Annotated in this window: 17 protein-coding genes and 3 pseudogenes; 7 read left to right on the plus strand and 13 right to left on the minus strand. The window is 44.7% G+C overall.

Annotated elements, in window-relative coordinates; genetic code table 11:
- The first annotated feature begins 186 nt into the window (after positions 1 to 186).
- The 7 genes from PG915_RS16315 (at position 187) to PG915_RS16345 (ending at position 7513) form a co-directional block, all read left to right on the plus strand.
- The gene (locus PG915_RS16315) at positions 187 to 1608 is read left to right on the plus strand and encodes a DUF1254 domain-containing protein (protein WP_353499483.1); all 1422 of its coding nucleotides are present in this window, start codon (positions 187 to 189) and stop codon (positions 1606 to 1608) included.
- A gap of 128 nt (positions 1609 to 1736) precedes the next feature.
- Positions 1737 to 2633, plus strand: coding sequence for a 3-hydroxyacyl-CoA dehydrogenase (locus tag PG915_RS16320; RefSeq protein ID WP_353499484.1), 897 nt, complete (start codon positions 1737 to 1739; stop codon positions 2631 to 2633).
- Between the two features lie 122 nt (positions 2634 to 2755).
- The gene (locus PG915_RS16325) at positions 2756 to 3187 is read left to right on the plus strand and encodes a magnesium transporter (RefSeq protein ID WP_353499485.1); all 432 of its coding nucleotides are present in this window, start codon (positions 2756 to 2758) and stop codon (positions 3185 to 3187) included.
- A gap of 71 nt (positions 3188 to 3258) precedes the next feature.
- A complete protein-coding gene (locus PG915_RS16330; protein WP_353499486.1) occupies positions 3259 to 4248 on the plus strand; it encodes an efflux RND transporter periplasmic adaptor subunit in 990 nt (329 codons plus the stop codon).
- 72 nt (positions 4249 to 4320) lie between these two features.
- Positions 4321 to 5526, plus strand: coding sequence for an OmpP1/FadL family transporter (locus PG915_RS16335; protein ID WP_353499487.1), 1206 nt, complete (start codon positions 4321 to 4323; stop codon positions 5524 to 5526).
- A 123-nt stretch (positions 5527 to 5649) separates the two neighbouring features.
- Complete coding sequence (locus PG915_RS16340; RefSeq protein ID WP_353499488.1) at positions 5650 to 6573, plus strand: LysR family transcriptional regulator; 924 nt, start codon at positions 5650 to 5652, stop codon at positions 6571 to 6573.
- 46 nt (positions 6574 to 6619) lie between these two features.
- Positions 6620 to 7513 (plus strand): LysR family transcriptional regulator, encoded by an 894-nt coding sequence (locus PG915_RS16345; protein ID WP_353499489.1) that lies wholly within the window; start codon positions 6620 to 6622, stop codon positions 7511 to 7513.
- 90 nt (positions 7514 to 7603) lie between these two features.
- Here PG915_RS16345 and PG915_RS16350 read toward each other — a convergent pair whose 3' ends face one another.
- From PG915_RS16350 to PG915_RS16405, 13 genes and pseudogenes are all read right to left on the minus strand, one after another.
- Positions 7604 to 8455 carry a hypothetical protein gene (locus PG915_RS16350; protein ID WP_353499490.1) on the minus strand — a complete coding sequence of 284 codons (852 nt, stop codon included), beginning with the start codon at positions 8453 to 8455 and terminating at the stop codon, positions 7604 to 7606.
- Positions 8456 to 8959: 504 nt separating this feature from the next.
- Positions 8960 to 9734, minus strand: a pseudogene (locus PG915_RS16355) (hypothetical protein).
- Positions 9735 to 10011: 277 nt separating this feature from the next.
- Positions 10012 to 10974 (minus strand): Gfo/Idh/MocA family protein, encoded by a 963-nt coding sequence (locus tag PG915_RS16360; protein ID WP_353499491.1) that lies wholly within the window; start codon positions 10972 to 10974, stop codon positions 10012 to 10014.
- Positions 10975 to 11001: 27 nt separating this feature from the next.
- The gene (locus PG915_RS16365) at positions 11002 to 11910 is read right to left on the minus strand and encodes a LysR family transcriptional regulator (protein ID WP_353499492.1); all 909 of its coding nucleotides are present in this window, start codon (positions 11908 to 11910) and stop codon (positions 11002 to 11004) included.
- A 27-nt stretch (positions 11911 to 11937) separates the two neighbouring features.
- A complete protein-coding gene (locus PG915_RS16370; RefSeq protein ID WP_353499493.1) occupies positions 11938 to 13287 on the minus strand; it encodes a hypothetical protein in 1350 nt (449 codons plus the stop codon).
- Entirely contained in the window at positions 13284 to 14966 is a 1683-nt protein-coding gene (locus PG915_RS16375) for a vWA domain-containing protein (protein WP_353499494.1), read from the minus strand. The genes PG915_RS16370 and PG915_RS16375 overlap by 4 nt, the downstream gene beginning before the upstream one ends.
- Positions 14963 to 16003, minus strand: coding sequence for a VWA domain-containing protein (locus tag PG915_RS16380; RefSeq protein ID WP_353499495.1), 1041 nt, complete (start codon positions 16001 to 16003; stop codon positions 14963 to 14965). Before PG915_RS16380 ends, PG915_RS16375 begins: the two co-directional genes overlap by 4 nt.
- On the minus strand, positions 16000 to 16578 hold the full coding sequence (locus PG915_RS16385) for a DUF4381 domain-containing protein (protein ID WP_353499496.1): 579 nt from the start codon (positions 16576 to 16578) through the stop codon (positions 16000 to 16002). Before PG915_RS16385 ends, PG915_RS16380 begins: the two co-directional genes overlap by 4 nt.
- A complete protein-coding gene (locus PG915_RS16390) occupies positions 16575 to 17534 on the minus strand; it encodes a DUF58 domain-containing protein (RefSeq protein ID WP_353499497.1) in 960 nt (319 codons plus the stop codon). Before PG915_RS16390 ends, PG915_RS16385 begins: the two co-directional genes overlap by 4 nt.
- An 18-nt stretch (positions 17535 to 17552) precedes the next feature.
- Positions 17553 to 17900: pseudogene (locus PG915_RS25100) on the minus strand (AAA family ATPase); the annotation flags it as partial.
- A 65-nt stretch (positions 17901 to 17965) separates the two neighbouring features.
- Positions 17966 to 18551 (minus strand): annotated as a pseudogene (locus PG915_RS25105) (AAA family ATPase); the annotation flags it as partial.
- Between the two features lie 115 nt (positions 18552 to 18666).
- Positions 18667 to 20943: a multiheme c-type cytochrome gene (locus PG915_RS16400; protein WP_353499499.1), complete on the minus strand. Its 2277-nt coding sequence runs from the start codon at positions 20941 to 20943 to the stop codon at positions 18667 to 18669.
- Between the two features lie 170 nt (positions 20944 to 21113).
- On the minus strand, positions 21114 to 22109 hold the full coding sequence (locus PG915_RS16405) for a CobW family GTP-binding protein (protein ID WP_353499500.1): 996 nt from the start codon (positions 22107 to 22109) through the stop codon (positions 21114 to 21116).
- Between the last annotated feature and the right edge of the window lie 269 nt (positions 22110 to 22378).

Raw genomic sequence — 22378 nt, forward strand, 5'->3', positions numbered from 1 at the left:
ACATTATTTTTCAACAGGTTATAACAAGAAAGGAATGGAGTGTATTATCTAAATTTCGCCCTAGATGGATGTTATTCGATTTTCGACTAACTCTAAGTCGATCCTAATTCTATTAATGCTCAGGAAAAGTTCATAAATTAATCCCGTACCAATTATTAATCATAAATAAATCTTCGGAGATTAAATATGTTAAAGAAGAATAAATTGGCTCTGGCCTTAACGTTGACTCTTTCGTTAGGTGCTGCTTCATTAGCCGCTACCCCTGCAATCGCTGGCACGAACGCACAAGTATTTTCAACTGAAGTGACTCAAGATCAAGCACTTCAGATCGCTTCAGAAGCGTACGTTTACGCATACCCTATCGTTCTAATGGATGTGACTCGCGAGCAACAGCTCAACAAAGGCGTTCCTGTGAATGGTGGCTTTAAACACTTCCGCGCATACCCAGACGCATCGTTTAAAGAGGTAGTTCGACCTAACTTTGATACGCTGTACTCTGTTGGTTGGTATGACGTATCTGAAGAGCCTGTGATCATCTCTTCTGAAGATACTAACGGCCACTACCACCTTCTTCCTATGTACGACATGTGGACAGACATCTATGCTTCACCAGGTTCTCGTACATCAGGTACAGACGGTGGTGCATTTGCAATCGTTTCTGAAGATTGGGAAGGTGAACTTCCAGAAGGCGTAACACGCATCGTTTCTCCAACCACAATGAACTGGATGATCGCACGTACAGAAAGTAACGGTCGCGATTACGATAAGGTTGGTGAAATTCAAGACGGCTTTAAGATGACACCACTTTCGAAGTGGGGCACAGATTACGTGGCACCAAAATCACCAATCGACCCTAACATTGATATGAAAACGCCGCCACTACAGCAAGTTGCGCAAATGGATGCTAAAGAGTTCTTCCAACGTGCTAGCGACCTAATCGTTAAATACGGTGCTCACGCTACCGATGGCTCACAACTGATGCGTTTAGAGCATATCGGTTTCTCTGCAGACACGGGATGGGATCTAGACAACCTATCTAAGTCTGAACTAGCAATACTTGAGGCTGGTGCTGCAAAAGGTCAGCGCGACATTAAATCTTACGTGCCTAAATTTGAGACGCCACAAAATGGTTGGCTGATCCCATCAGACACCATGGGCGTTTACGGTAACCACTACGTTAGACGTGCGATGATTGCCCTAATCGGTCTTGGTGCTAACCACCCAGAAGACGCTGTTTACCCACTAGCGATTGCGGATGCGGATGGCGATAAAATGGTGGCTGAACAAAACTACCAACTTCACTTTGAGGCAGATGAGCTTCCACCTGTGGGCGCATTCTGGTCTGTGACCATGTACGACGCAGAAGGTTTTGCGGTTCATAACGAGCTTGACCGCTACGCGATTGGCGACCGCAACGAGCTTACTTACAACGAAGACGGCTCTCTTACTCTGTACATGCAACATAAGCGTCCATCTGCGGATAAAGTCTCTAACTGGCTACCTTCACCAGAGAAAGGGGCTATTGGCGTAACAATGCGTCTATACGAACCAGAGCAGTCAATCTTAGCAGGTGAGTGGATCCCACCTGCGATTGAAAAAAACAAGTAAACACGGGCCATAAGCCGTTCAAACTTAAATTAATAAGCCGATAACTATTCATCGGCTTATTTTGTTTCACATATATAAATCGACTCAATATATTAAAAATATATGGATGAGTCACTAGAGATAATATTATGAATATTAACAATGTAACGATTGCTGGTGCGGGACTTCTTGGTTCTCAGGTTGCTTGGCAGATCGCATTCAGCGGTTTTGAAGTCACGGTTTATGATTATTTTGATAAGGAACTGGATAAGAGCAAAACACTCCATAAGGAGTACGCAGAGTTATTTGTTTCAACGCGTGGCGCCTCTCAAGAACAAGTTGATGAAGCACTTGCTCGGCTAAAATATACGTCTGATCTATCAGAGGCAGTGAAGGATGCAGATTTAATTAGTGAATCCATTCCAGAGTCTGTTGAAATTAAGCAGTCATTTTATAAAGAGCTGTCTAAGCTTGCCCCTCAGAAAACCATTTTCACTACGAATTCCTCAACCTTGGTTCCAAGCCAGATTGTCGATAGCATTGACCGCCCAAAAAAATTCCTAGCTTTACACTTCGGTAATACGGTATGGGACAGCCGTATCGGTGAGGTGATGGGGCACCCAACAACATGCCCTGAGGTATACAAAGTTATCTGTCAATTTAGCAAAGCAATGGGCATGGTGACTATTCCGCTGCATAAAGAACAGAGCGGATACATCATCAATGCTGTCATGATTCCGTGGATCAATGCTTCACTTGACTTAGTCGTGAACGGAGTGGCGGATTTTGAGAGCGTCGATAAAACCTGGATGCTGGCTCACAACGTTGAAAGAGGCCCGTTCGCCGTGATGGATATCGTTGGACTCTCTCTTGCTGCTGATATTAACAGGTTATGGGGAGAGCAACTCAACGACGAGGCTGCACTCGCTCGTGCAAAATACCTAGATGAAAACTATGTTAAGCAGAACAAGTTAGGTGTTAAAGGAGATGAGGGTTTTTACACATACCCTAATCCTGCTTATAAGGACGCGGACTTTATTCGATAATCATTAGGGGTAAACTTCTGTACTGACGTTTATCCCTAAATGTATGCCTAAACGAGAAAACCATAAATTATCGGATGGATCAACTAAGTAATTAAACTGTCTTTAGGTATAAAGGGCAAAATATGAATATCATTAAGAAAATATTCACTGTCATCTCGACAATATTAATAGTATTAACCAAATTCGTATTATTCATGATAGTCATGCTTGGTGGTGCGTATTTACTGGCTCCCATGGGGAGGGTTAACTCAAAAGACATTGAAATGTCACTTTTCACAAATACCCCCAATGAAACCATAATGCTACTACTCAATAGCGAGTACTTTAGTGGCTACCTCTTTGCTGTCACCATTACTTTTGTATGCTTTGTCGGTTACCTATTCTGGCAATTGCACGAAATTGCCGTGCACAAAGAGCAGAACAATAAGAGCATCCATATCCAATTGGTTTCCGCTCTCTCTTTATGTGGCTTGTTCATTCATAAAGCGTGGTGGGTTGTTGCCGTCATCATTGCATTTGCAAATTGGAAATATATCAGCGCCTCTTTGAGCTAGATAATTCGAAATGGGCTACGTACAAATGATGTGACATCAAATACAAACACGACAAAAAGTGAGGTCTCACAATGAAAGAAATTATGATCCCTTATATTTTGTTGATGTGGATACTTGTCTCAACAGGGGCTATTAGGTGGACATTAAAAAGCGCGTTTTGGATCATCTCGGGCGGTGCTTTCATCCTAGTATTTCTTGGCATTGTTTCAAGGCTCTGGGCTCCTGTCGACTTTTCTTACTCTTCAACGGTCAAAGCACCTCACTCGATTTTATCCCCTCTTATTGGCGAGCAAGTTGATCAAATTTACGTCGACCATAACCAAATGGTAAAAGCGGGTGATGTCATTTATACACTCGTTGATACCGACTCAGAGGCGATCATTGAGCAAACTAAATCGGCAATCGTTCAACAAAATGAACTCATTGCCCAAATGGAACGTGATATAGAGCGTAGTAAGCAATCTCCCTCTATTTTTAAGGCTCGTGATATTGAAGATTATCAATCTCAATTGAGGGTGTCAGAAGCAAAATTGACCTCACTTCACGCGGATTTAAAGCGAGCTCTATTCACTCAAGATCGTAAAACCGTGACAGCACCATTTGATGGTCAAGTATCGGTAGTCAACATCGCTAATGGCAGCCGTGTCGGTAACATGCACATTTATGATACTTCGCGAAAATTTATGGAGATGCGCATTCCCGATCAAACCTTCCGTTACGTAAAAACAGGACAGTTTGCTGAGTTTTATGTGGGTGCGTACCCCGGTGAAGTCTTTCGAGCAAGAGTTCATAGCTTTACCGCCGGCACAGGTGAAGCCTCTGTGTCGCCGATTCAAGGCCCTCAGAGTGTTAGGCAGCATGTCGGTTCCAATACCAGTACTCATGGACGAACGATCATACTCGAAATATTTGAGCCAGAAGGGAAAGTCATCCCTATTGGGGCAACAGGTTCAGCATGGATAGCCGCGAGTAAGCCTCACCCTTTACTTGGTTTTATTGACGTAATAGGAGCAGCAACAGTTCGGCTTCATTCGTATAAGTCGTATCTAAACGCTCTGTAACCAACCCCATTTTAAGCGCTGATATCACTCGATACAGCGCTAAGTTACACCCAAATTTTGAGAAATTTATCCATGAGATATACATATTTAACTGCGCTTATTTCGGCGTTACTTTCCACGCATGTCCATTCTGCCGCCTATGTGTTTCCTGAACTGGGCATGATGAGTGTCAGCACAGCAGGCGCAGGTGCACAAGCCATTGCCGAAGGTGCTGAAACGGCTTTTGCTAACCCAGCAAGCATGACTAACATTGAGCAAAGCACGATTGCATTTAACCTTGAAGGGGTTATTTCAGATATCAACTACACCGATACCGGCTCTACGGGGGCTTTTGCTGGTGGAGAGCACTATAGCGAAGCTGGAACGACTATGCCTGCGGGTTCTTTCTACTGGGTAACACCAGCCAATGATACGGTTTCCTTCGGTCTGGCCATTGCCGCTGCGGGTGGTTCAGCGCTTGATTACGGAAGTAACTTCTCGGGTGCTCAACTTGTCACCGATACTTCGTTAATGACCGTACAGATTAATCCAAGTCTTGCGTTCAAAATCGACGAGCAACTCTCCGTGGGTGTTGGCTTGATCAGTGAGTTTGGTAAAATCGAACAGAACATGACCTCTCGCAACAATGAGCGAAAGTTAACAGGCAGCGGAGAAAGTGTCGAGTTTGGCTATACCTTGAGTGCTTTTTACGAGCTCAATGAAGCCCATCGATTTGGCGCTTTTTATCGCTCTGAAATCAGTCATGATATGGATGGTGATTTTAAAGGCGATAACCTACTCAAGCCGGCATCTTTTAACATCGTCATGCCTAACATTATCAGTATCAGTGGTTATCATGCTCTGTCCACAAAAACGGCTGCCCTATGGAGCGCAAGTTGGAGCGATTTTAGCAAAATTAAAGAAACAACCATCACTTTGCCTAACACCAGTGCCGCGATTAACAGACAATGGGAAGATACCTACTCTTTGAGCCTTGGTATGCACTATAACCTTGAATCTCAATGGCGATTAGAGACGGGGGTCACTTATGAGAGCTCGCCACAAGATGATCCAACTTTACAGGCTCCTGATGTCCCGACCGGCGAAGTGTGGAAGTTTGGGGTTGGTACAAGCAAAGACATAACCACGGATTTACGCATGCAGTTATATTACGAGTACTATTACGGTGGTAGCTCAGACATCATTTATTCACTTGATGAGCCTGCAAATAGCCAATTAAAAGGTGAATATGATGCCGCGATTCATTACCTTGGTGTGCTGTTTAATTACAAAACTTAATCTAAGATATTGCCCATACTATAGAAAGTATTGCAGATAAAAATTAACGTATGAACGCCAATGTGGGTCAACTTGACCCACATTGGCTTTATACTCAATAGGCCGGATTTTTTGTAGGTTTTTATGAAGCTAAATAGATTAGAACAGTTGGAAATACATCATCTAAAAGTGTTTATCTCGTTGTATCAAATACGAAACACCACTAAAACCGCCGAAAGTTTAGGGTTGAGTCAATCGGCTATTAGCCGTACATTGAAAAAACTTCGAGACACCTTAGACGACCCTCTGTTTACTAAGACAAAATCTGGATTAGCCCCAACAGAGTATGCTGATCACCTTTACTCTCGAATGCCTAATGCACTTGAGGCTCTATTATTGACGTTCCAATCCCAAGAGTCTTTTAACCCTGCTCATTTGACTGAAGAGCTACGCATTGCCCTGCACCCTTCCGCGCTTGAACTCATTGGTACCGAGCTTTATACCAAAATAAAATCTGAAGCTCCTAATGTAAAACTCCGCCTCGACAATTGCGATTCAGGCACGATGAATGGCCTGCTCAATGGCAATATCCACATGTCACTGAATCATGAAATCCTAGACCAACCTAAAGAGATATACAGCAAGCAACTGTTTGTTGACGAGCTCTGCGTGTATGGACGAAAACAGCACCCGTTAGCCAATGGAGCCCACACGCCACAAGAGCTCGATCAATTTGATCTTGCTGTCTGCATAGGGACTGAAGTTGAAAATGGGATGAAGATTAAATCGCAAGCTGAAATGATAACGGAGAGAGAATATGTTATCGATCTACGATGTGGCGACTTGCAAACGGCGGTGAATATCGTATCAACCTCAGACACGATTTTAGTCGGTTCAAAAATGTATCTTGCTCGCTATCCTGATCTTCTTCAAAGAATAGACCTGAGTTTCTCAAAAACGATTGAAGTCCCATTCTCTATTTCTGTGCTGCAAAAAAACCGCAATCATAGCCTGCATGTTTGGCTAAAAAACATGGTCTCAGAGCTGATTGCAGGAAAAGTCAAATGAACCTCATTCACGCTTAAATAAAGCTTCGAAACGGTAGAGTCGTACTATGGTTGATTTAAATTTACTCAAAACATTCTCTGCAATTTATAAAACGGGAAGTGTCCGAGGTGCGTCTGAAATAATGCACATTACTTCATCAGCGGTCAGTCATGCGCTCAGCAAATTACGAAATGAGTATAACAACCCGCTTTTCGTCAGAGAGGGAAGAGGGTTAAAGCCAACAACATACGCAGTGGAACTCTACAAAGAAGTATCACCACACCTCACAGCTCTTGAAGGAACCAAAAAAATATTTGAAACATTTTACCCAGAGACAAGTGATAGAACCTTTTTTATCGCAGGAGATTCAGACCTCGACCTCTGGTATTTTCAAAAATTATTAAAAATCTCAAAGCGCGCAGCACCCAATGTGAATATCGTCAAGTATAGAAGTGAAAACCGCGAAGAAATTTTTAACAACGCATTAAGTATGCGTAAGGCTGATGTGCTTATTTCATTCGTCAACTCTGAAAATCGCTCTTTTGTTGTTGAACAAGTGGCGACAGATAAAATGGTTGCGATTGCCAACAAGGACCACCCTCGAGTCAATGGACATCTGACGCTTCAGACATTCCTTAATGAAGAACATGTTGGTTGGAGTCGACCAGATATTGATAGAAATACATTTGAGGAGCTTATTCAGGATAAAGTGCCTAATGTGAACGTGACATATGGTTCAACAGCTGCAATGAATCTTATTTTTATGGTTTCCGAAAGTGACTGGCTCAGTGTCATTCCTGAGTACCTGTATGATAAAACCAAGGAGCTAAACTTGGTTCAACGTTTTGACTTGCCGTTTAACTGTGATCTTCTCCCGCTTTATTTAATCAATCACAACGCAACGGAAAGAGATATGGGGGTCCAGTGGCTAAAGGGAGTGATCAGAGAGTCATTTGCCTAGATCTTTCAATGTTCACGGCAGAAAAGTGAATAACAAAGAAACGGTTTCGCTTACATGAAATTGACATGCAAGCGAAAATTTTCACCGTGATTAGAAACGGAAATCAAAGCCGATGGTACCCGTGGTCTCTTCAGATTTGAATGTTGAATTGTTAATCGCAGTATAGCCAGTCGGCTCAATTTCAATTACATCGTACTTTACTTCAAAGTAGATATTTAGAATGTTGTCACCCAACTTTGTCTTGATACCTTGTAACCACATTAAGTTAGCGACATTCATTTCAACACCATCAAACGAAGACCCAAGATTGGCGTTGATTACAGTATAGTGGTTAGCGTTCCATGGCTTTAAAGCATAGAAGTTCACAGACCCCATGTGAGCCGAGTCGTCATTGCCGATCACTTGTTCAATCAACGTTGCACTTGCTCCTCCAAGTCCTTCAAGGGTGCCGCAGGCATTCACAACAGAAGAGTTTGCGAAATTGCATGCTTCATTAGCCACTTTCGCTAAACCATCGGTATCGAAATCCACATAAGTGTAATTGACCGACGGAAAAAGCATTAAGTTATCGCCAGCATCCAACGGAAGCATGTAACCTGCCGAATAGAAGTCAATCGCATCGCTAATATGATTGTAGTCAATGTAAACACCACCAAATCGCTCATCAAAGTGTGCGGAACGAAGTCGGGCATTTTCTGAATCTGTGTAGTATTCAATTAAAACATTCGTTTGTGTCTGATAGTCAGTATCAAAAAGATTTGAACCACCTCCACCAACAGCCAGTTTTATCTCACCCTCATTTGAAGCCCCTATGCCGCCTCGCCAACTGGTGTTTCGTGGATCCGCATCGTGAAACTCTTCTTCTGCCATTACTGTTAATGGTGTGCTCGCTAGAAGAACCCCACAGGTTAAGAGCGTTAGTGATTTTTTATATTGATTCATAATGACCCCTCAAGAGTATTTGCAATTTTTATTCAAGCGTCTTCGTGTGACACTTAACTTGATGAGTCAATTATTGCTCTTTGATTTAATTGAAAAAAGTTACTTAGATTTCAGGCTGAAGTGAATTACATTCACTAGTTGTTTTCTTCCTTATGTGCTTGATAAATTATTAAACTTAATGTTGCCCTAGCAACTGTTAGCGTTTTTCCTCCTGAAAAAGTACGTCACAAAGCACGAATTAAGACTGAACAGCGTTCTTTTATTCGATCTCAACAAATTAAAACCACTGAAAATGGTTACTTCTCAGTGGAAATTTATCATTAGTTTTTTCAATGCAAAATGTTCTGAGAGGAAATTGACGATCAGCGCCTTTAGCAAAGTTTGAGGCAAAAACGTGCCAGTGACTTTACTAAATTAGCATTTCACGAATGAATTCAGTTTGTGCATACATTCAGCCATATAGCCAGATTTACTCATCCTCACAAGATCAAATGATGATAACCCCTATGATTGTCGACACAAATTCATAATGGCTGCACTCATTTCACTATTTATTACAAAATGTTTGCTTAAGAACTCAAGTTGAGACAGTGCAGACTCTGCATTACGCCCATAGCCTTGCGCAAAACTCGCTAATTGTTCGGAGAAATCAGGATAACGAGCCTCTAATCTACGGTCAGTCATAAAGGGGTCTTGATTAACTTCTGTAGGATTAGATTGCAAATTGATAAGATCTATTATCCTATCCAGCGCATAGACTTGAATAAAGCGCATCGCAGACAGTTTTTCACCGCGACAATCTCGGCCCATACCAACGTAGAGATTTGTGAGTGCTTCACCAAGTTGCCATTCAATATTAGGGTTAGCTTTGGGCGCAGAGGCACGCTCCACACTTGGTTGACTAATGCTGGCATCAAAACTTGCGTCTTGCCATACAATACGTCCAGGAGCAAAGGTTGTATTCTCTAGTTCTTGTGGCTCAAAGATTGCGAACTCACAAAATATTCCGTCGCTATATAGTACTTTGTAACCATCATCAGTGTTACGAACGCTGTAGGCAATTTCGTTGATATTGCTTAACCAATCGAGTCTGTCTAAAAATCGTTGTTTCGATCCAGGTCTAACGATAGCGAAAAAAGTCGAGGTCGCTGAACTGATCAAGTCGATCGGTTTCCAAACCCACGCTACCTAGTCCAAGTAACGCTAAAGCTCGTCCTGTACTGTCAAGCGAGCGACCAATGTCATCTAGCCGCGTAAGTAGTATTTGAGGTTGTGCCATGTGTTTCCTGAGCGCATAAAAAGAAGTACTCTATAAAAATCGACCGACACAAAAAGAGAGCATTGTCGAATTTATTATAACAATTGGGGAGGCATACTTTTCATTGCTTGAATATTAACCGCGTCCGAGACAGTCAATCAATTAACCTTATCTTCAAGGAAGTGCGCTTAAACACGTTTTGGGGCAAAGGCGTGTTTGCTATAGCTGGTTCACATAAATCTCTGCTAAGTGAACTGACAGAGTAAAAGTGACAATCTGTATTGGAATCGATCAAACTTTATTGTCTTCCGATACCCAACGATCTTCGCATCTCGCCAATAATTTCTAGCGTATCTATCGTCGCTTGCATCGGATGCTTACCACTCTCAATTTTGCCAAGTTGCAAACATGCATTCGCTTCAGCAATTTGGTATTCAAATCCTGCGCCTGCATGAGGTATTTCAAACACTTCGTTGGCGCTATCGGTTACAAGAGTAGCTTTCTCAGCACCAAAGAATGGCTCCGCTATTTCAATTCGACCATGTTCACCAAAGATCGTCATGGTGTTTGGGGTAGTCACGTTAAAGCTGCAGGTGAATGTGGCGCGGCTATCGCCTTCATATTCCAACACTGCGGAAACACTCTCTTCAACACCTGTCTCACCCACAGTTCCTAAAACCTGCCACTGTATTGGCAACTGGTCAAAAACATAATTCGACGATGCGATATTGTAAATACCAATATCATGCAGTGCTCCCCCACCCTGAATGGGATCGAACAAACGATCGCTGTAGTTGCGTTCCGCTTTAAAGCAGAAGTTGGATTGAACTAGTTTGATATCGCCAATCTTTAGTTTCCAGTGCTGTATTTGCTCCCAGGCAGGCAAAAACTTAGACCAAAACGCTTCCATAATAAACACGCCCTGCTCTTTCGACACTTGATGCAAATAGCGAGATTGCTCGGCGGTTATCGTCAGCGCTTTTTCGCACATTACAGCCTTTCCAGCATTCAAGCACATTAAGGCTTGCTCATAGTGAAAGGCGTGAGGTGTTGCAATGTAGATGATGTCGACTTCTGGGTCTTGTGTTAGTGCTTGATAGTCTGAATAGATGGTTTCAATCTGATATTGACCGGCAAACTGCGTAGCGCGCTTCTCGTTTCTACTCGCGACCGCTTGAATGACAGCACCATCAGTCACAGCGATGCCTTTGGCAAAGTTATGGGCAATCCTTCCTGGTCCCATCACACCCCACTTGATCACAAATGCGTTCCTTACTTCCTAGATAAATTATTGACTAACGGTGTTGGCCACTTTAGCAATTTGATTTCGCAGCCATTGATGTGCGGAATCAGAATTTCGGCTTGGGTGCCACACCATACTTAGCCCATGTTCAGAGGCGCCAAATGGCATTGGTAACGCTTTGACGTTCAAACCTTGTGAGAACTTAGTAAACGTCGAATGGGTGACAAGGCCAATGGCTTCCGTTCGACTGATCACGGGGAGCATGTCCACTTCACCGGGCGCACGATACACTATTTTTCGTTTACCAAACTCTGGAAAGTCTTTTTCACTAAAGAAACTTTGACGAGTCTGCCAACGAGACATAACGACGTGTTGCTCGGCCAAATATTCGTCCGTTGTTATTGTCTCGCCAGTTAGTCTGGGATGATCATTGGCAGCAACCACATAGAGCTTCTCTTTGAAGATCTCTTTGGTTTTTAGTGTAGTCACATCAGAACGCGTTCTATCAATGACTAAATCATAACGTTGCAATCGCAGATCGGACTCATGATCTTCGGTAAATAGCGGGTGAACTTCCAGCGACACCTTGGGTGCAATTTTGGCAAATCTTACTAACAGTTCAGGCAACACGGCATAGTTCGCGGCAGAAACAGAAGCAATAGAAAACGTCTTGGTTGACGTTTTGGGATTAAAGTCTCGGGAAGCCTCTAGGGTTGAATTGAAGTTTTTAAGCGACGTTGCCAATGCTGGATAGATGTCATTGGCAAACGTCGTCGGCTCTACGCCACTGGCATTGCGATGAAACAAGGAGTCTTCATATATCTCTCGTAATCGCTTGAGTGCCTTACTTACCGCAGGCTGACTAATACCTAAACGTGTCGCGGCACTGGATAGACTCTGCTCTTCATAGATGGCTACAAAGACTGGGATAAGGTTGAGCTCGGTGTTTTTCATTATTACCTTTTTATCACCTGCAAAGGCTTAGCTCGGTTTTCGCCACCTATCTAAACCTTTTAGTACGAATTGACTCTCGCTTTTTCTCGAAGCGCTATGTTCTAGAAAACTAGACTTTGGTGAACCAGCCTTTGGTGAGGCGTGCTTTAAGTAACTCGGCTTCGGGTCCTTTAGTTGACGCCACATACAACGACTTTGCGAGGCATCTAACCTATCATCTTGCACCCCTTGACTGGCTTGTTGCCAAGAAGCATCGCTGCGCATTTTTTTGAGTTCGACTTCACCGCTCACTTGGCGGCCTTTTCTGTAAATCAAACGCCTAACACTCGGCCAATCACGATGACGAATCGCTTGAGCCAACTCCCACCAAGGTGGGGTCGGGTGAGTTTTAAAGAATCGATAAGTCAATCTCAAAACCAGTAACAGCGCTAAGGCGATAATCGAAAGTATAACGAATTCAGTTTTATACGTATTGAAAAGTGAACGCCAAGTGTGAGCAACCCGCACTTTTTTAGCTTCCAAAGTCACAGTCTGTACAGATTGCGTTTCGACATCCCACCAGCGAACGACTTGCTCTGGAAAAACCACCTCGCCGCCTGTGGTAACAATGTAAGTGACCTCATCGACTCGTTTTGATTTGTATACGCCGCGCGTTTGGCTGTCTGATAAGACACTGGGTTTCGGATACGCTTTCACGCCAGCAATGCTGTCATCACTCAGTGGCGGCAACATAATAGAGAGTGTGTCGTCAGCTTCAACTTCGAGAGTCCTTACGATACTGTCTCCTGCATGCAGATCTTCGGACGACGCACTCCAGGATTCCTGCACTTTGACATGATTGGCAGAGAACCAAGCTTCGTCTTGAGTAAACGACGCATCCGGAAGATAAGTAAACAGTGACATCGGTTCGGTATACAGTGTCCCAGAGACATTTGAACCATCCGGAGCCGATACTTGAACTCTAACGGGCACTTTGGGTAATCGATATTCTCCACTTTGCTGAGGATATAAGGTTATTTCCCAGCGTTGGCGCGACCATGTCTGACCGTCTTTACGTTCCGTGTAGTTAGTTGCAAGTTGATTGCGCTGCTTCACAATCAAATCCGGCATACCAAAGCCAGAGATACGCGTACCGCCAGTAAACCACCTCGGTGTGGCAACCTCGATATAAAGAATAACTTGTTCGCGTATCGCGGCCGGCTCGGATGCGTTGTCACCTTTGCTAAGCCAAGAGGTTATCTCTACGCCACCTTCTCTTTGCAACTGATTGATAGTCATACTCGCCTGCGCCGAAATCGGGACTAGCAAGATCATCAAGGCCAGAAATAACAGTGAACCCGCTTGAGTAAAGAGTTTCGCTAACTTAACGATGTTCATTGCTGGCTCCCATGCTCACGAAGTTGGATTTGGAATTTGTTTCGCAAAAAGTTTTTCGGGTCTGCTTCAACTTTACGCAGCCATTTATCTGCAAGTTCCTCACTTCCCAATATCTCGTTCGCGTTCAAGGTTTCTTTTAACATCAGCTCTGAGGCGGTATTTTCTTCAGCTCCGTCAGCCGTTCTTGGGTTGTCTCCAAGCTCCATAGACTCTTCTGGACCATCTGTGGTGCCGGACTGGCTCTCACTGACACGATTAATCTCATCCACCAGTTCACTCATGGCTTGATAGTTTTGTTTTGCCACCGCAGCGATACTCTCATCTTTGGTTTTCTCGATAAGATCTTTATAGAGATTTCGTGCTGCAAGATATTCTCGTTGTCTTGCTAAGGTGTTTCCTAGATAAAGAACCGCTCGTTCATCGCCCTGTACTTGTATAAATTGGGACTGCGCCGAGGCAAAATCGCGTCCATAGTAAAAAGCGATGCCCTTATTCATTGGCTCCTGAAAATGATTTGCCGCTTTGATGAATTCCCCTCGGTTAAAGTACCACTGGCCTTGCTGCTCTGGTGTCAGCCATAAATCCATCCAAGTTTGTGTCGCACTGTCCCAAAGTTCTTCGACGGCCGATTTCGGCTCTGTGATCTGTTCGCTGCTTGCAACAGCGGAAACTGTCTCTGCATGGGCTTGATTTAGGAAAATATTGGGGCTGATTAACGTGGCAAGAATCGCCCATTGAACCAACCAACCTTTTCTAAACCACAGCAACGCCAACAGCATCACTGGAAACACTAGGTAGTATCCCATGTCCCGCCACGGCATCGCCGACTCTCCCGAGATCTGCATATGACGCTCAACATCGGACGCAATACTGTTGATATCGCTATCGTCCGTAGTCAATGCGTAGTAACGACCATCGGTTGCACTGGCCAGTTGCTTCAAACTGTCCCAGTCGGTCGCCGAGCTACTATGAATAGCATCGTTACCCACAGCCAATACCATCACCAATTGATTCGTGTCTTGAAAAGCATCTTGATAGAGTTTGATCCCTTCTTGAGAGACACCATCAGAAACAATCAAAATCGAAGCCGAAGGATAGTTTTTTAACTGTGATTGAAGCTCAGGTATTGCCGATTGGACACTCTTTCCCTGCACTGGAATCACTTCAGGTGTGATCGCATTGAGGAATGGCAAGAAGACTTGATTGTCTTGTGTCATCGGCGTCGCAGTATGAGCACTGCCACCGAAAACAATGAGCGACGTTTTGCCCCCTTTTCTCGCTTCCAATAGATCTCGAATCTTGTATTTTGCTCGCTCTAAACGTGACGGCGGTAGGTCTGTTTGAACCATAGATGTGCTGACATCAAGCACAATGGCAAGCGCCCCTTGGTCCTCGCCAAATGGAGAAGCTTCACGCTCCCATGTGGGCCCTGCGCAAATAACAATAGCAATGCTTAAAATAGCACTAAGCAACTTGAGTGGTAGCTGACTCTTCCAGCCCTGCTCTCCTATGATGAGTGCCTTTTGCAAATGCTCGGGGATAATCGTTTTCCAAGCAGCGGTTGTTTCTCGGCGCCAGCGAAGTAGCAGCAATAATCCCAGCGGAACAAACGCTAATAGCCAGATCGGGCGCATAAAATGAAACTGAGAGAAGAACTGCTCAATAGCCAAACTGCTCATGACTCGCTCTCCTGCTGTTTAGTTTCTGCATTTTGATTCGCTGTGAACAAGGAACGACGTATCGTTGCCGCCGAAAATGCGATTAAATACAGTACAACGACGATCATCATTAGGTATTGGTGAACGGTTTGTTTCGGTCGATACTGTGTGCTTTCGTACAATTTCGGCTCCAGCTCTCCTATGGCTTGATAGGCTTGTTGCAAGGCCTCTTGATCCATCGCCTGAAATGCTTGACCACCTGATGAATTAGCAATGTTTTCTATGGTTTGCATGTCAAGTGCCTGTTCACCAACGGTTTCTGGATCACCCATCGCAATAACATGAATCCGTACCTGTTTCGCTGCCGCTACCGTTGCGGCATCTTTGGGCTCAACAAAGCTTCCTGTGTCATTGCCATCGGTTAACACGATCACCACTTTTTCGCGTTCAGCTTCCCCCTGTGATTGCTCGAACACCTTAATCGCAAGGCCAATCGCATCCCCTAGGTGAGTACTTTGCCCTGCCATCGCCACTTCGGTTTGGTTCAATAGTGCAAGCCAAACATCGTGGTCTGCAGTAAATGGGGTTTGCAAATAGGCGGCATCACCAAAAAGAATCAGACCAAGACGGTCTCCATCACGCGTTGCGACAAAATCCGTTAGTACACCTTTTACTGCGTCAAGTCTGGAAATAGCTTGTCCATCCGGTGATAGAAAGTCCATTTCAGACATCGACCCGGAGAGATCGACGGCAACCATAACATCACGACCGAGCTTCTCACGGGTTTGAGGCTCACCTAACACGGTCGGTTTGGTCATTGCGAAAACTAATAATATCCACGATATAACCAAAATAGCCCGTTGCCACCACGACGGGTTTAGCTGGCTTGCGCCCTGCTCAGGCTCTTCCCCAAGAATGTCTAATAGGCTTTGGAAAAACGGTACCTTAATGGCGCTCTGCTTCGTTTTGTACGCAGGCACTAATCGATAAACTAAGATCGGCAGTGGTAGCAGCAGTAGCCATAAAGGATGAGTTAAAGAAAGACTGTCCCAACTCATGACGTCTCTCCCATTGCGCTAGAAATAAGACGCTTGGTTTTGTTCAAGGCTCGCGAAATCGTGGCACTCAATGACCAATGTTGCTTAAGCCATGTTGGTGTCGTATGTTTATCAACCCAAAGACAAACCATGTTGTAAACCTGCTTAGCTTCTTGGTCAGTTAATACTACGGATCGAGTGACCAGCGTTTTCAGCCACTTTGCGCCTAAATCTAGATCCAGTTCGCTCGATAGATTTGCGCCTGATGTTTGACCCAAGGTCGATAGCCAAGCTCGGTTAAATTGCTGTGGCTGGTTTGGATACAAATAGTGAAACGTGCTTTTTAGCACGTCGTAGCAAACCAGTGGCATTTCATCGGTGTGGCGATGCATTTCCAATACCTGCTTTGCTTCTTTTCGATAACGCTGCATCTGCTTGTTACAATATGCGAGCGCGAATTTGTAAATGATGAAGGCAACAATCAACAAGGCCAAAACCTGCCAACCCAAGGTTTGAGGAAACCAAGAGATGGCATCAGGATTTGGGACTTCTGACATATTGCGAAGAATATAGGAACTCGGGGCAACTTGGGTCATGATGTAAAGCCTCCGACAGCTCGTTTGAAGGCATCAATATGCTGGCCATCTGTTGATAGTTCTATAACGGGCAATCGCTTCATAGCCATCAATTGCTCAAGCTTTTCCAGGCGATGATGAGCGTGTGCTTTTAAACCTTGGTTCGCTTTGTTCAATTTGGTTTTTTCCGTCACACTCAGCTGATATTTTCCATCTCCAAACACCAACGAAGCAGAATCTAAAATATCGGCTGGTAAAGCAGCTTCCAATGGGTCGGAAATCACCACACTCAAAATATCATTGTGCTGCTGAAGGTACTTGAGCCTATCCAAATCAAACTCAGTCGCGCCTGACCAGTCACTGATAAACAAAATGGTGGCATTCTTGAGCGCTAGGTTTCCTAGCATTCGAATGGTTGAAGAAAAGTTCGCACGCTCACTATCCTCGCTGGCGATATCCAACGTATGGTTCGCGTCATTCAATCGTTTTAGAGCGTGTAACAAATGATTTTGAGAGCGTTGCGGTTTTAGATATTCAATCTGATTCGATCGGCTAATAATAAAACCGACCCGATCGTTATCTTTTAAAATGCGCCACGCGGACAGTGCTGCTATCTCGGTAGCAACCACAGATTTCATGGTATCGACGGAGGAAAAATACATCCCACTGCGCTGGTCAACACAGAGAATAAAGTTGCGGTCTTTTTCCTCTGTGTAAGTGCGAACATGGGGCTTGCCTGTGCGCATGGTGACTTTCCAATCGAGGTTGCGAATATCATCGCCCATTTGATAGTGGCGAAGCTCCTCAAAATTAAGACCACGCCCACGAAAAGGCGAACCATGTCGTCCTGACATTCGCGATTGAGCAACTAAATGTGGCAACAACGAAAACGACTGAACCTGTGATTGCAGATTAACCAAGCGCTCATACGAGGTGTGGATTCGATGATCGTGATTATTAGCGTGTTTAGAAGCCATAGAAGTACCTCGAATGACTTAGCCAATAGCCACAACATCAAGCAAGTGACTAACAACATCTTGCTGCGTCACTTGTTCAGCCAGTGCGTTATAGGACAATGCAATTCTATGGCCAAGTACCATATTGGCAACCGCTCTTACATCATCAGGTTCGACATAATTGCGACCCTGTAACCAAGCATAAGCTCGGCTGCACTTATCTAGAGCAATAGAAGCGCGCGGCGATGAGCCAACAAGAATCCAATCTGCGAGTGACGATTCTGGGTAGCGCTCGGGCTGTCTTGTCGCCATAACAAGGTTAACAATGTAGTTTTCAACCAGTTCTGAAACTTCAATCTCTGGCATTTCACGCCTTGCAGCAAACACGGAATCGGTTGAGATTGTCACTGACTCCGATTCATCCGCTGGCTTCGAGCTGTTAACGCCACCTACTGCGCGCTCCTCATTTCGTACCAACCGAATGATGTCGCGCTCAGCTTCATCTTCTGGGTAATCCACCGTCACTTTCATGATGAAGCGATCCATCTGCGCTTCTGGCAGTGGGTAGGTACCTTCTTGCTCAATCGGGTTTTGCGTTGCCAACACCATAAACAGTTCTGGCAATTTATGGCTATCACCACCCACGGTGACTGTACCTTCCGCCATAGCCTCAAGGAGCGCGGCTTGTACTTTTGCAGGGGCACGGTTGATTTCATCGGCTAAAACGATGCTATTGAAAATCGGACCAGCTTGAAAATGAAGCTGAGGTTTGCCATCTACGTCTTGGTATATCTCAGTACCTGTAACGTCGGAAGGGAGTAGGTCTGGGGTGAACTGAATACGTCCAAAACTGGTATTTAACCGCTCGGCCAGCGACTTAATTGAGCGAGTCTTTGCGGTACCGGGCAAGCCTTCAAGCAAGATGTGGCCGTTGGTAATCAAGCCGACCACCAGCGCTGTTACCACGTGTTGTTGGCCAATCACTGATTTTCCCACTTCTGTCACTAGGCGGTTAAGTTCTGTTTGCGCTTGATTCATGGGTTCACACCTTTTGCTTGCTCGTCTTTGTTTAAATGAATAGACCTCGATAATTGACTTAATACTACTTAGTCACTCTATAACTTTTGGTTATAGAGGTAATGCTTTTTCATTGTTAATAACGTGATTTTAGCTGCTGTATAACTTCTGGTGGTGCCAACTTCGATAACTGGTTGAGACACTGTGCGGCACCTTGGTGCTTATGCTTAAGCATTAAGTCGCACTTAGAAAACAGGTGCTCTGGATTTCTACTCAACTGATAGGCCTTATCAACCGCTTTGAGTGAGACGTTAACGTCAGCCGTTTCCATTGCTAACCCAAACACAAACCAATACTGGGGATTATTTGCTTCTAGCTGTGTCGCCTTATTAAGCAGTTGGCTAGCCGTGGCTTTGTCGCCTTGACGAAGCTTTGACAACGCTGCGCTGTAATGAATAGCTGCCGATTTTGGTTGATTTTTGATACCAAGCGCGAGTGTTTTATCCGCCGACGCTTCGTCCCCCTGCCCTCGATACAGATCGGCAAGATTGATGTAACTGTTTTCAAAATAGGGTTCAATGCTAATCGCCCCTTGGTATTCATTAATAGCAAGCTCCGTCTTGCCTTGGGCGGCATACACATTGCCAAGGTTTGTGCGGCCAAAGCCTCGGTCTGCGTTGTACTGCTGAATACCAATGTATTCTTTTAGCGGTTGTTTCAACTGATCTTTTTGAAGTGGATTTAGCTCGCGCCAATATTGCGCCAACGCGCCGGCCGCTTCTGCTCGAACAGCGAGAACATCGTCATCAAGTAACGGTGAAATGATCTGCCAGCGCTGGTGAGCGGGATAAGGAGCGCTACCCTGAATCGCCCCTATTCGAATCATGGCCTCACTATTTTTAACGGCTCTACCCAGCGCGATTAAGCTATTTTGCCCTTGGTAGTTCGCCATTCTTTGTAATGCAGATGCTCTTACAATCGACGCTTGGTTAATGTCTTGCGCTATATAGGAAAGCGCATCAGCTGCCGATGGGTGACCGATGTCTGCCGCATAAAATGCAATGCCATAATGCTGGCTGTTCTGATAGCTCGACTCGGGGAACCACTTAGCTAAGGTTTGAACTGCCCAATCATCCTCCTTGTCCTCATGGCAAGAAGCACAGACATTTGGAGTGCCGATGTGCTTGCTCATGTCTGGTCTGGGTACATGCCAGCTATGATCGCGTCTTGGATCTACTCCCATGTAAGTCGTCTCGGGCATATGGCAAGTCGTGCATTGACTCGCTTCGCTACCAGCCTCATGAAAGGTGTGTTTTTCTGGAGTGTATTCCGATGCAACATGGCACTGAGCACAGACCGCTTGTTCTGGAATTTTGAGTTCGGCCGTGTGTGGATCGTGACAGTTAGCACACGTTACACCTTTTTGCGCCATTTTTGATTGTTCAAACGAACCGAAAACATAAACTTCATCATAAATCTGACCATCAGAATGATATAGCTCAGGCGTTAGATTCGAGACTAGGTATCTATCAAATAAATCCCCTTGAACGTGATCGTATTGCTCAGACAGTTGCACTCGGCGACTGTGGCATTGAGCGCACACTTTGACTTGTTGGGTCTCTTGGATTGACTTAGGTTGAAGGGTCGAATTTCCCTCTTGGTAAACCCACTCAGATACCGCTTTGGAGAGATCACGGTCAAACCCATAGTGATTATCTATAGTAAATTGTTTAGGGTTCTTTTGCTTAGACAAGGTGACATGCACACTTGCTGGACCATGGCAGGCCTCACACCCCACCGTGATTTCAGACCAGCTTGACGCGTAGGTATTGGATTCTTTGTCGTAGTTCTTTTCGAGGTTCGTTGAGTGGCAATCGGCACACATAAAGTTCCAGTTTTGCCCTGTATTTGTCCAATAGAACTCATCGCTGCTCGTTGTATCGGGATAAAGGTGATACCAACGTTGACCACCTTGCTCCTTATTTCTAGAGTCCCAGGTAAACGGGATCAATTGAACGCGGCCATCCTCAAATTCAACCATGTATTGTTGAAGCGGATAATGGCCAAATGTGTAGGCAATTTGGTAGTCATAAAACTGACCATCTGGACCTTGGATATTGACCCAGAACTGCTCACCTTTTCTAAAAAACCGATTCTCCTCGCCTTTAAACTCAAACGTGGCGTTGTCGAAGTCTCCTAACACGCTTTGTGAAGTAGCGTGATCCATTGCTCGCTCATGATCAGAGCCTTTCCATTGCTCTACTTCTTTCTGGTGACACTCAATGCAAGCGTCACTTCCGACGTAACTCGCTTGCCCACCGCTCGCCATCGACGACTTGGTTTCATTTCCATATGAACTCACGCTTGCCAGCAGTATGATCACAGCGCTAACCACCCGAACCACTACGCCCATCCGACATTCCTTTGCTTGTTTGCAAGTTATTGTTATTTCAATAATAACAATAGTCTAGAATGGACATCCGGCAAGCTTCACCAGCGGATTTACTCACTTTCCACAAAAAAAGAGAGGCATTTCGCCTCTCTCGTTAATTAATCTGTAATGCTCAGTGTTTCATTACGATATTATGCGTCGTTCAAACCGCAAAGCCTCAACAGGATGCCTTCCAAGTCTTCCCATGGCATCAATTGCGAATCAATAACTTCAATGCGCGATTCATAGCCCTCAAGTGACATCTGATTAACAGATACGACTCGTTTCGCGACGTTGAATGCAAAGCAGCCTTTATCGGTATTGACGACTGCTTTGACACGCTCCGCGTTAAGGTCACTGAACAGTGAAAACAGCTCGTCGAAATTGAACTTGTGCTCCTCACCAACAATCCAGCCACAACTAAAATAACCTTGGCCTTGGTTTTCACGGCGGATAAATGGCTTCTCTGGCGGCAGTTCAAATACTGGCTCTAAATCACTATGGTCGTGGTCGTGATGATGAGCATGACCATTTCCCTCTACCGAAGCCTCTCGCCTTTCGAGATCTAGCAGTTCAAGAGGAAGTTGGCCGTTTTTCACCAGTTTATGAAATATCTTAGCGGGTTGCTGATCTGTCACCCAGTCATTGAATACGTCGATATCTTGTGCACTGCACTCATCAACCTTATTACCAATGATGACTTCTGCCGATGCTAACTGGTCGTTAAAATTATTGTTTTCAAGATGGCGCTCATCAGACAAATTACGTGGATCTACCAGCGCAATGGTCGCTCTCAAATCAATGTAATTTTGGTAATGTTCTGAGGTTAGTGTTTTAATCACTTGCTTAGGATGACCAAGGCCAGTTGGCTCGATAATCAGGCGATCAGGCTTTTGTCTGAGCAGCGCATTGATACCCACCGACATGGGTACTCCCGCTGTACAACACATACAACCGCCCGGTACCTCTTTAATCATGGCTCCGCCTTCTGCCATCATGGCGCCGTCGATGCCGACTTCACCAAATTCATTGACCAATACAGCCCAATTCTCATGTTGCGGTTTTTCTTTTAATAAATTGAGAATGGCCGTGGTTTTACCTACGCCAAGAAACCCAGTGATGATGTTAGTAGGTACTTGATTTTTCATTGTCTTACTCGATGTCTGTCAATGACCAAAGTATATACCTAACGCACTGAACTATTCTAGCCGCGGTATTGGATCGCCATAACTATAGTAGGGGCAGAAACAGTTGGGGGAATTTTCGGATTTCTATAGACGACAAAAGGCGCACTTTGCGCGCGCCTTGATCCCTCGTTACTCAATCGTGAGTTTGCGAATCTCTGAACCAAGTCTATCGGCTGAGATATAAAAACGAGGCAGTAGTATGTGTTTCTTAAGTTGCACATCCAAATTGT

Origin of the sequence: Vibrio sp. CB1-14 (assembly GCF_040412085.2) — a bacterium.
GTDB classification, from domain to species: Bacteria; Pseudomonadota; Gammaproteobacteria; order Enterobacterales; family Vibrionaceae; genus Vibrio; species Vibrio chaetopteri.

Bases quoted from the DNA above. Each gene is read 5' to 3' on its own strand.
- PG915_RS16315 (WP_353499483.1), top strand. From the start codon at position 187: ATGTTAAAGAAGAATAAATTGGCTCTGGCCTTAACGTTGACTCTTTCG.
- PG915_RS16320 (WP_353499484.1), top strand. From the start codon at position 1,737: ATGAATATTAACAATGTAACGATTGCTGGTGCGGGACTTCTTGGTTCT.
- PG915_RS16325 (WP_353499485.1), top strand. From the start codon at position 2,756: ATGAATATCATTAAGAAAATATTCACTGTCATCTCGACAATATTAATA.
- PG915_RS16330 (WP_353499486.1), top strand. From the start codon at position 3,259: ATGAAAGAAATTATGATCCCTTATATTTTGTTGATGTGGATACTTGTC.
- PG915_RS16335 (WP_353499487.1), top strand. From the start codon at position 4,321: ATGAGATATACATATTTAACTGCGCTTATTTCGGCGTTACTTTCCACG.
- PG915_RS16340 (WP_353499488.1), top strand. From the start codon at position 5,650: ATGAAGCTAAATAGATTAGAACAGTTGGAAATACATCATCTAAAAGTG.
- PG915_RS16345 (WP_353499489.1), top strand. From the start codon at position 6,620: ATGGTTGATTTAAATTTACTCAAAACATTCTCTGCAATTTATAAAACG.
- PG915_RS16350 (WP_353499490.1), bottom strand. From the start codon at position 8,455: ATGAATCAATATAAAAAATCACTAACGCTCTTAACCTGTGGGGTTCTT.
- PG915_RS16365 (WP_353499492.1), bottom strand. From the start codon at position 11,910: ATGAAAAACACCGAGCTCAACCTTATCCCAGTCTTTGTAGCCATCTAT.
- PG915_RS16370 (WP_353499493.1), bottom strand. From the start codon at position 13,287: ATGAACATCGTTAAGTTAGCGAAACTCTTTACTCAAGCGGGTTCACTG.
- PG915_RS16375 (WP_353499494.1), bottom strand. From the start codon at position 14,966: ATGAGCAGTTTGGCTATTGAGCAGTTCTTCTCTCAGTTTCATTTTATG.
- PG915_RS16380 (WP_353499495.1), bottom strand. From the start codon at position 16,003: ATGAGTTGGGACAGTCTTTCTTTAACTCATCCTTTATGGCTACTGCTG.
- PG915_RS16385 (WP_353499496.1), bottom strand. From the start codon at position 16,578: ATGACCCAAGTTGCCCCGAGTTCCTATATTCTTCGCAATATGTCAGAA.
- PG915_RS16390 (WP_353499497.1), bottom strand. From the start codon at position 17,534: ATGGCTTCTAAACACGCTAATAATCACGATCATCGAATCCACACCTCG.
- PG915_RS16400 (WP_353499499.1), bottom strand. From the start codon at position 20,943: ATGGGCGTAGTGGTTCGGGTGGTTAGCGCTGTGATCATACTGCTGGCA.
- PG915_RS16405 (WP_353499500.1), bottom strand. From the start codon at position 22,109: ATGAAAAATCAAGTACCTACTAACATCATCACTGGGTTTCTTGGCGTA.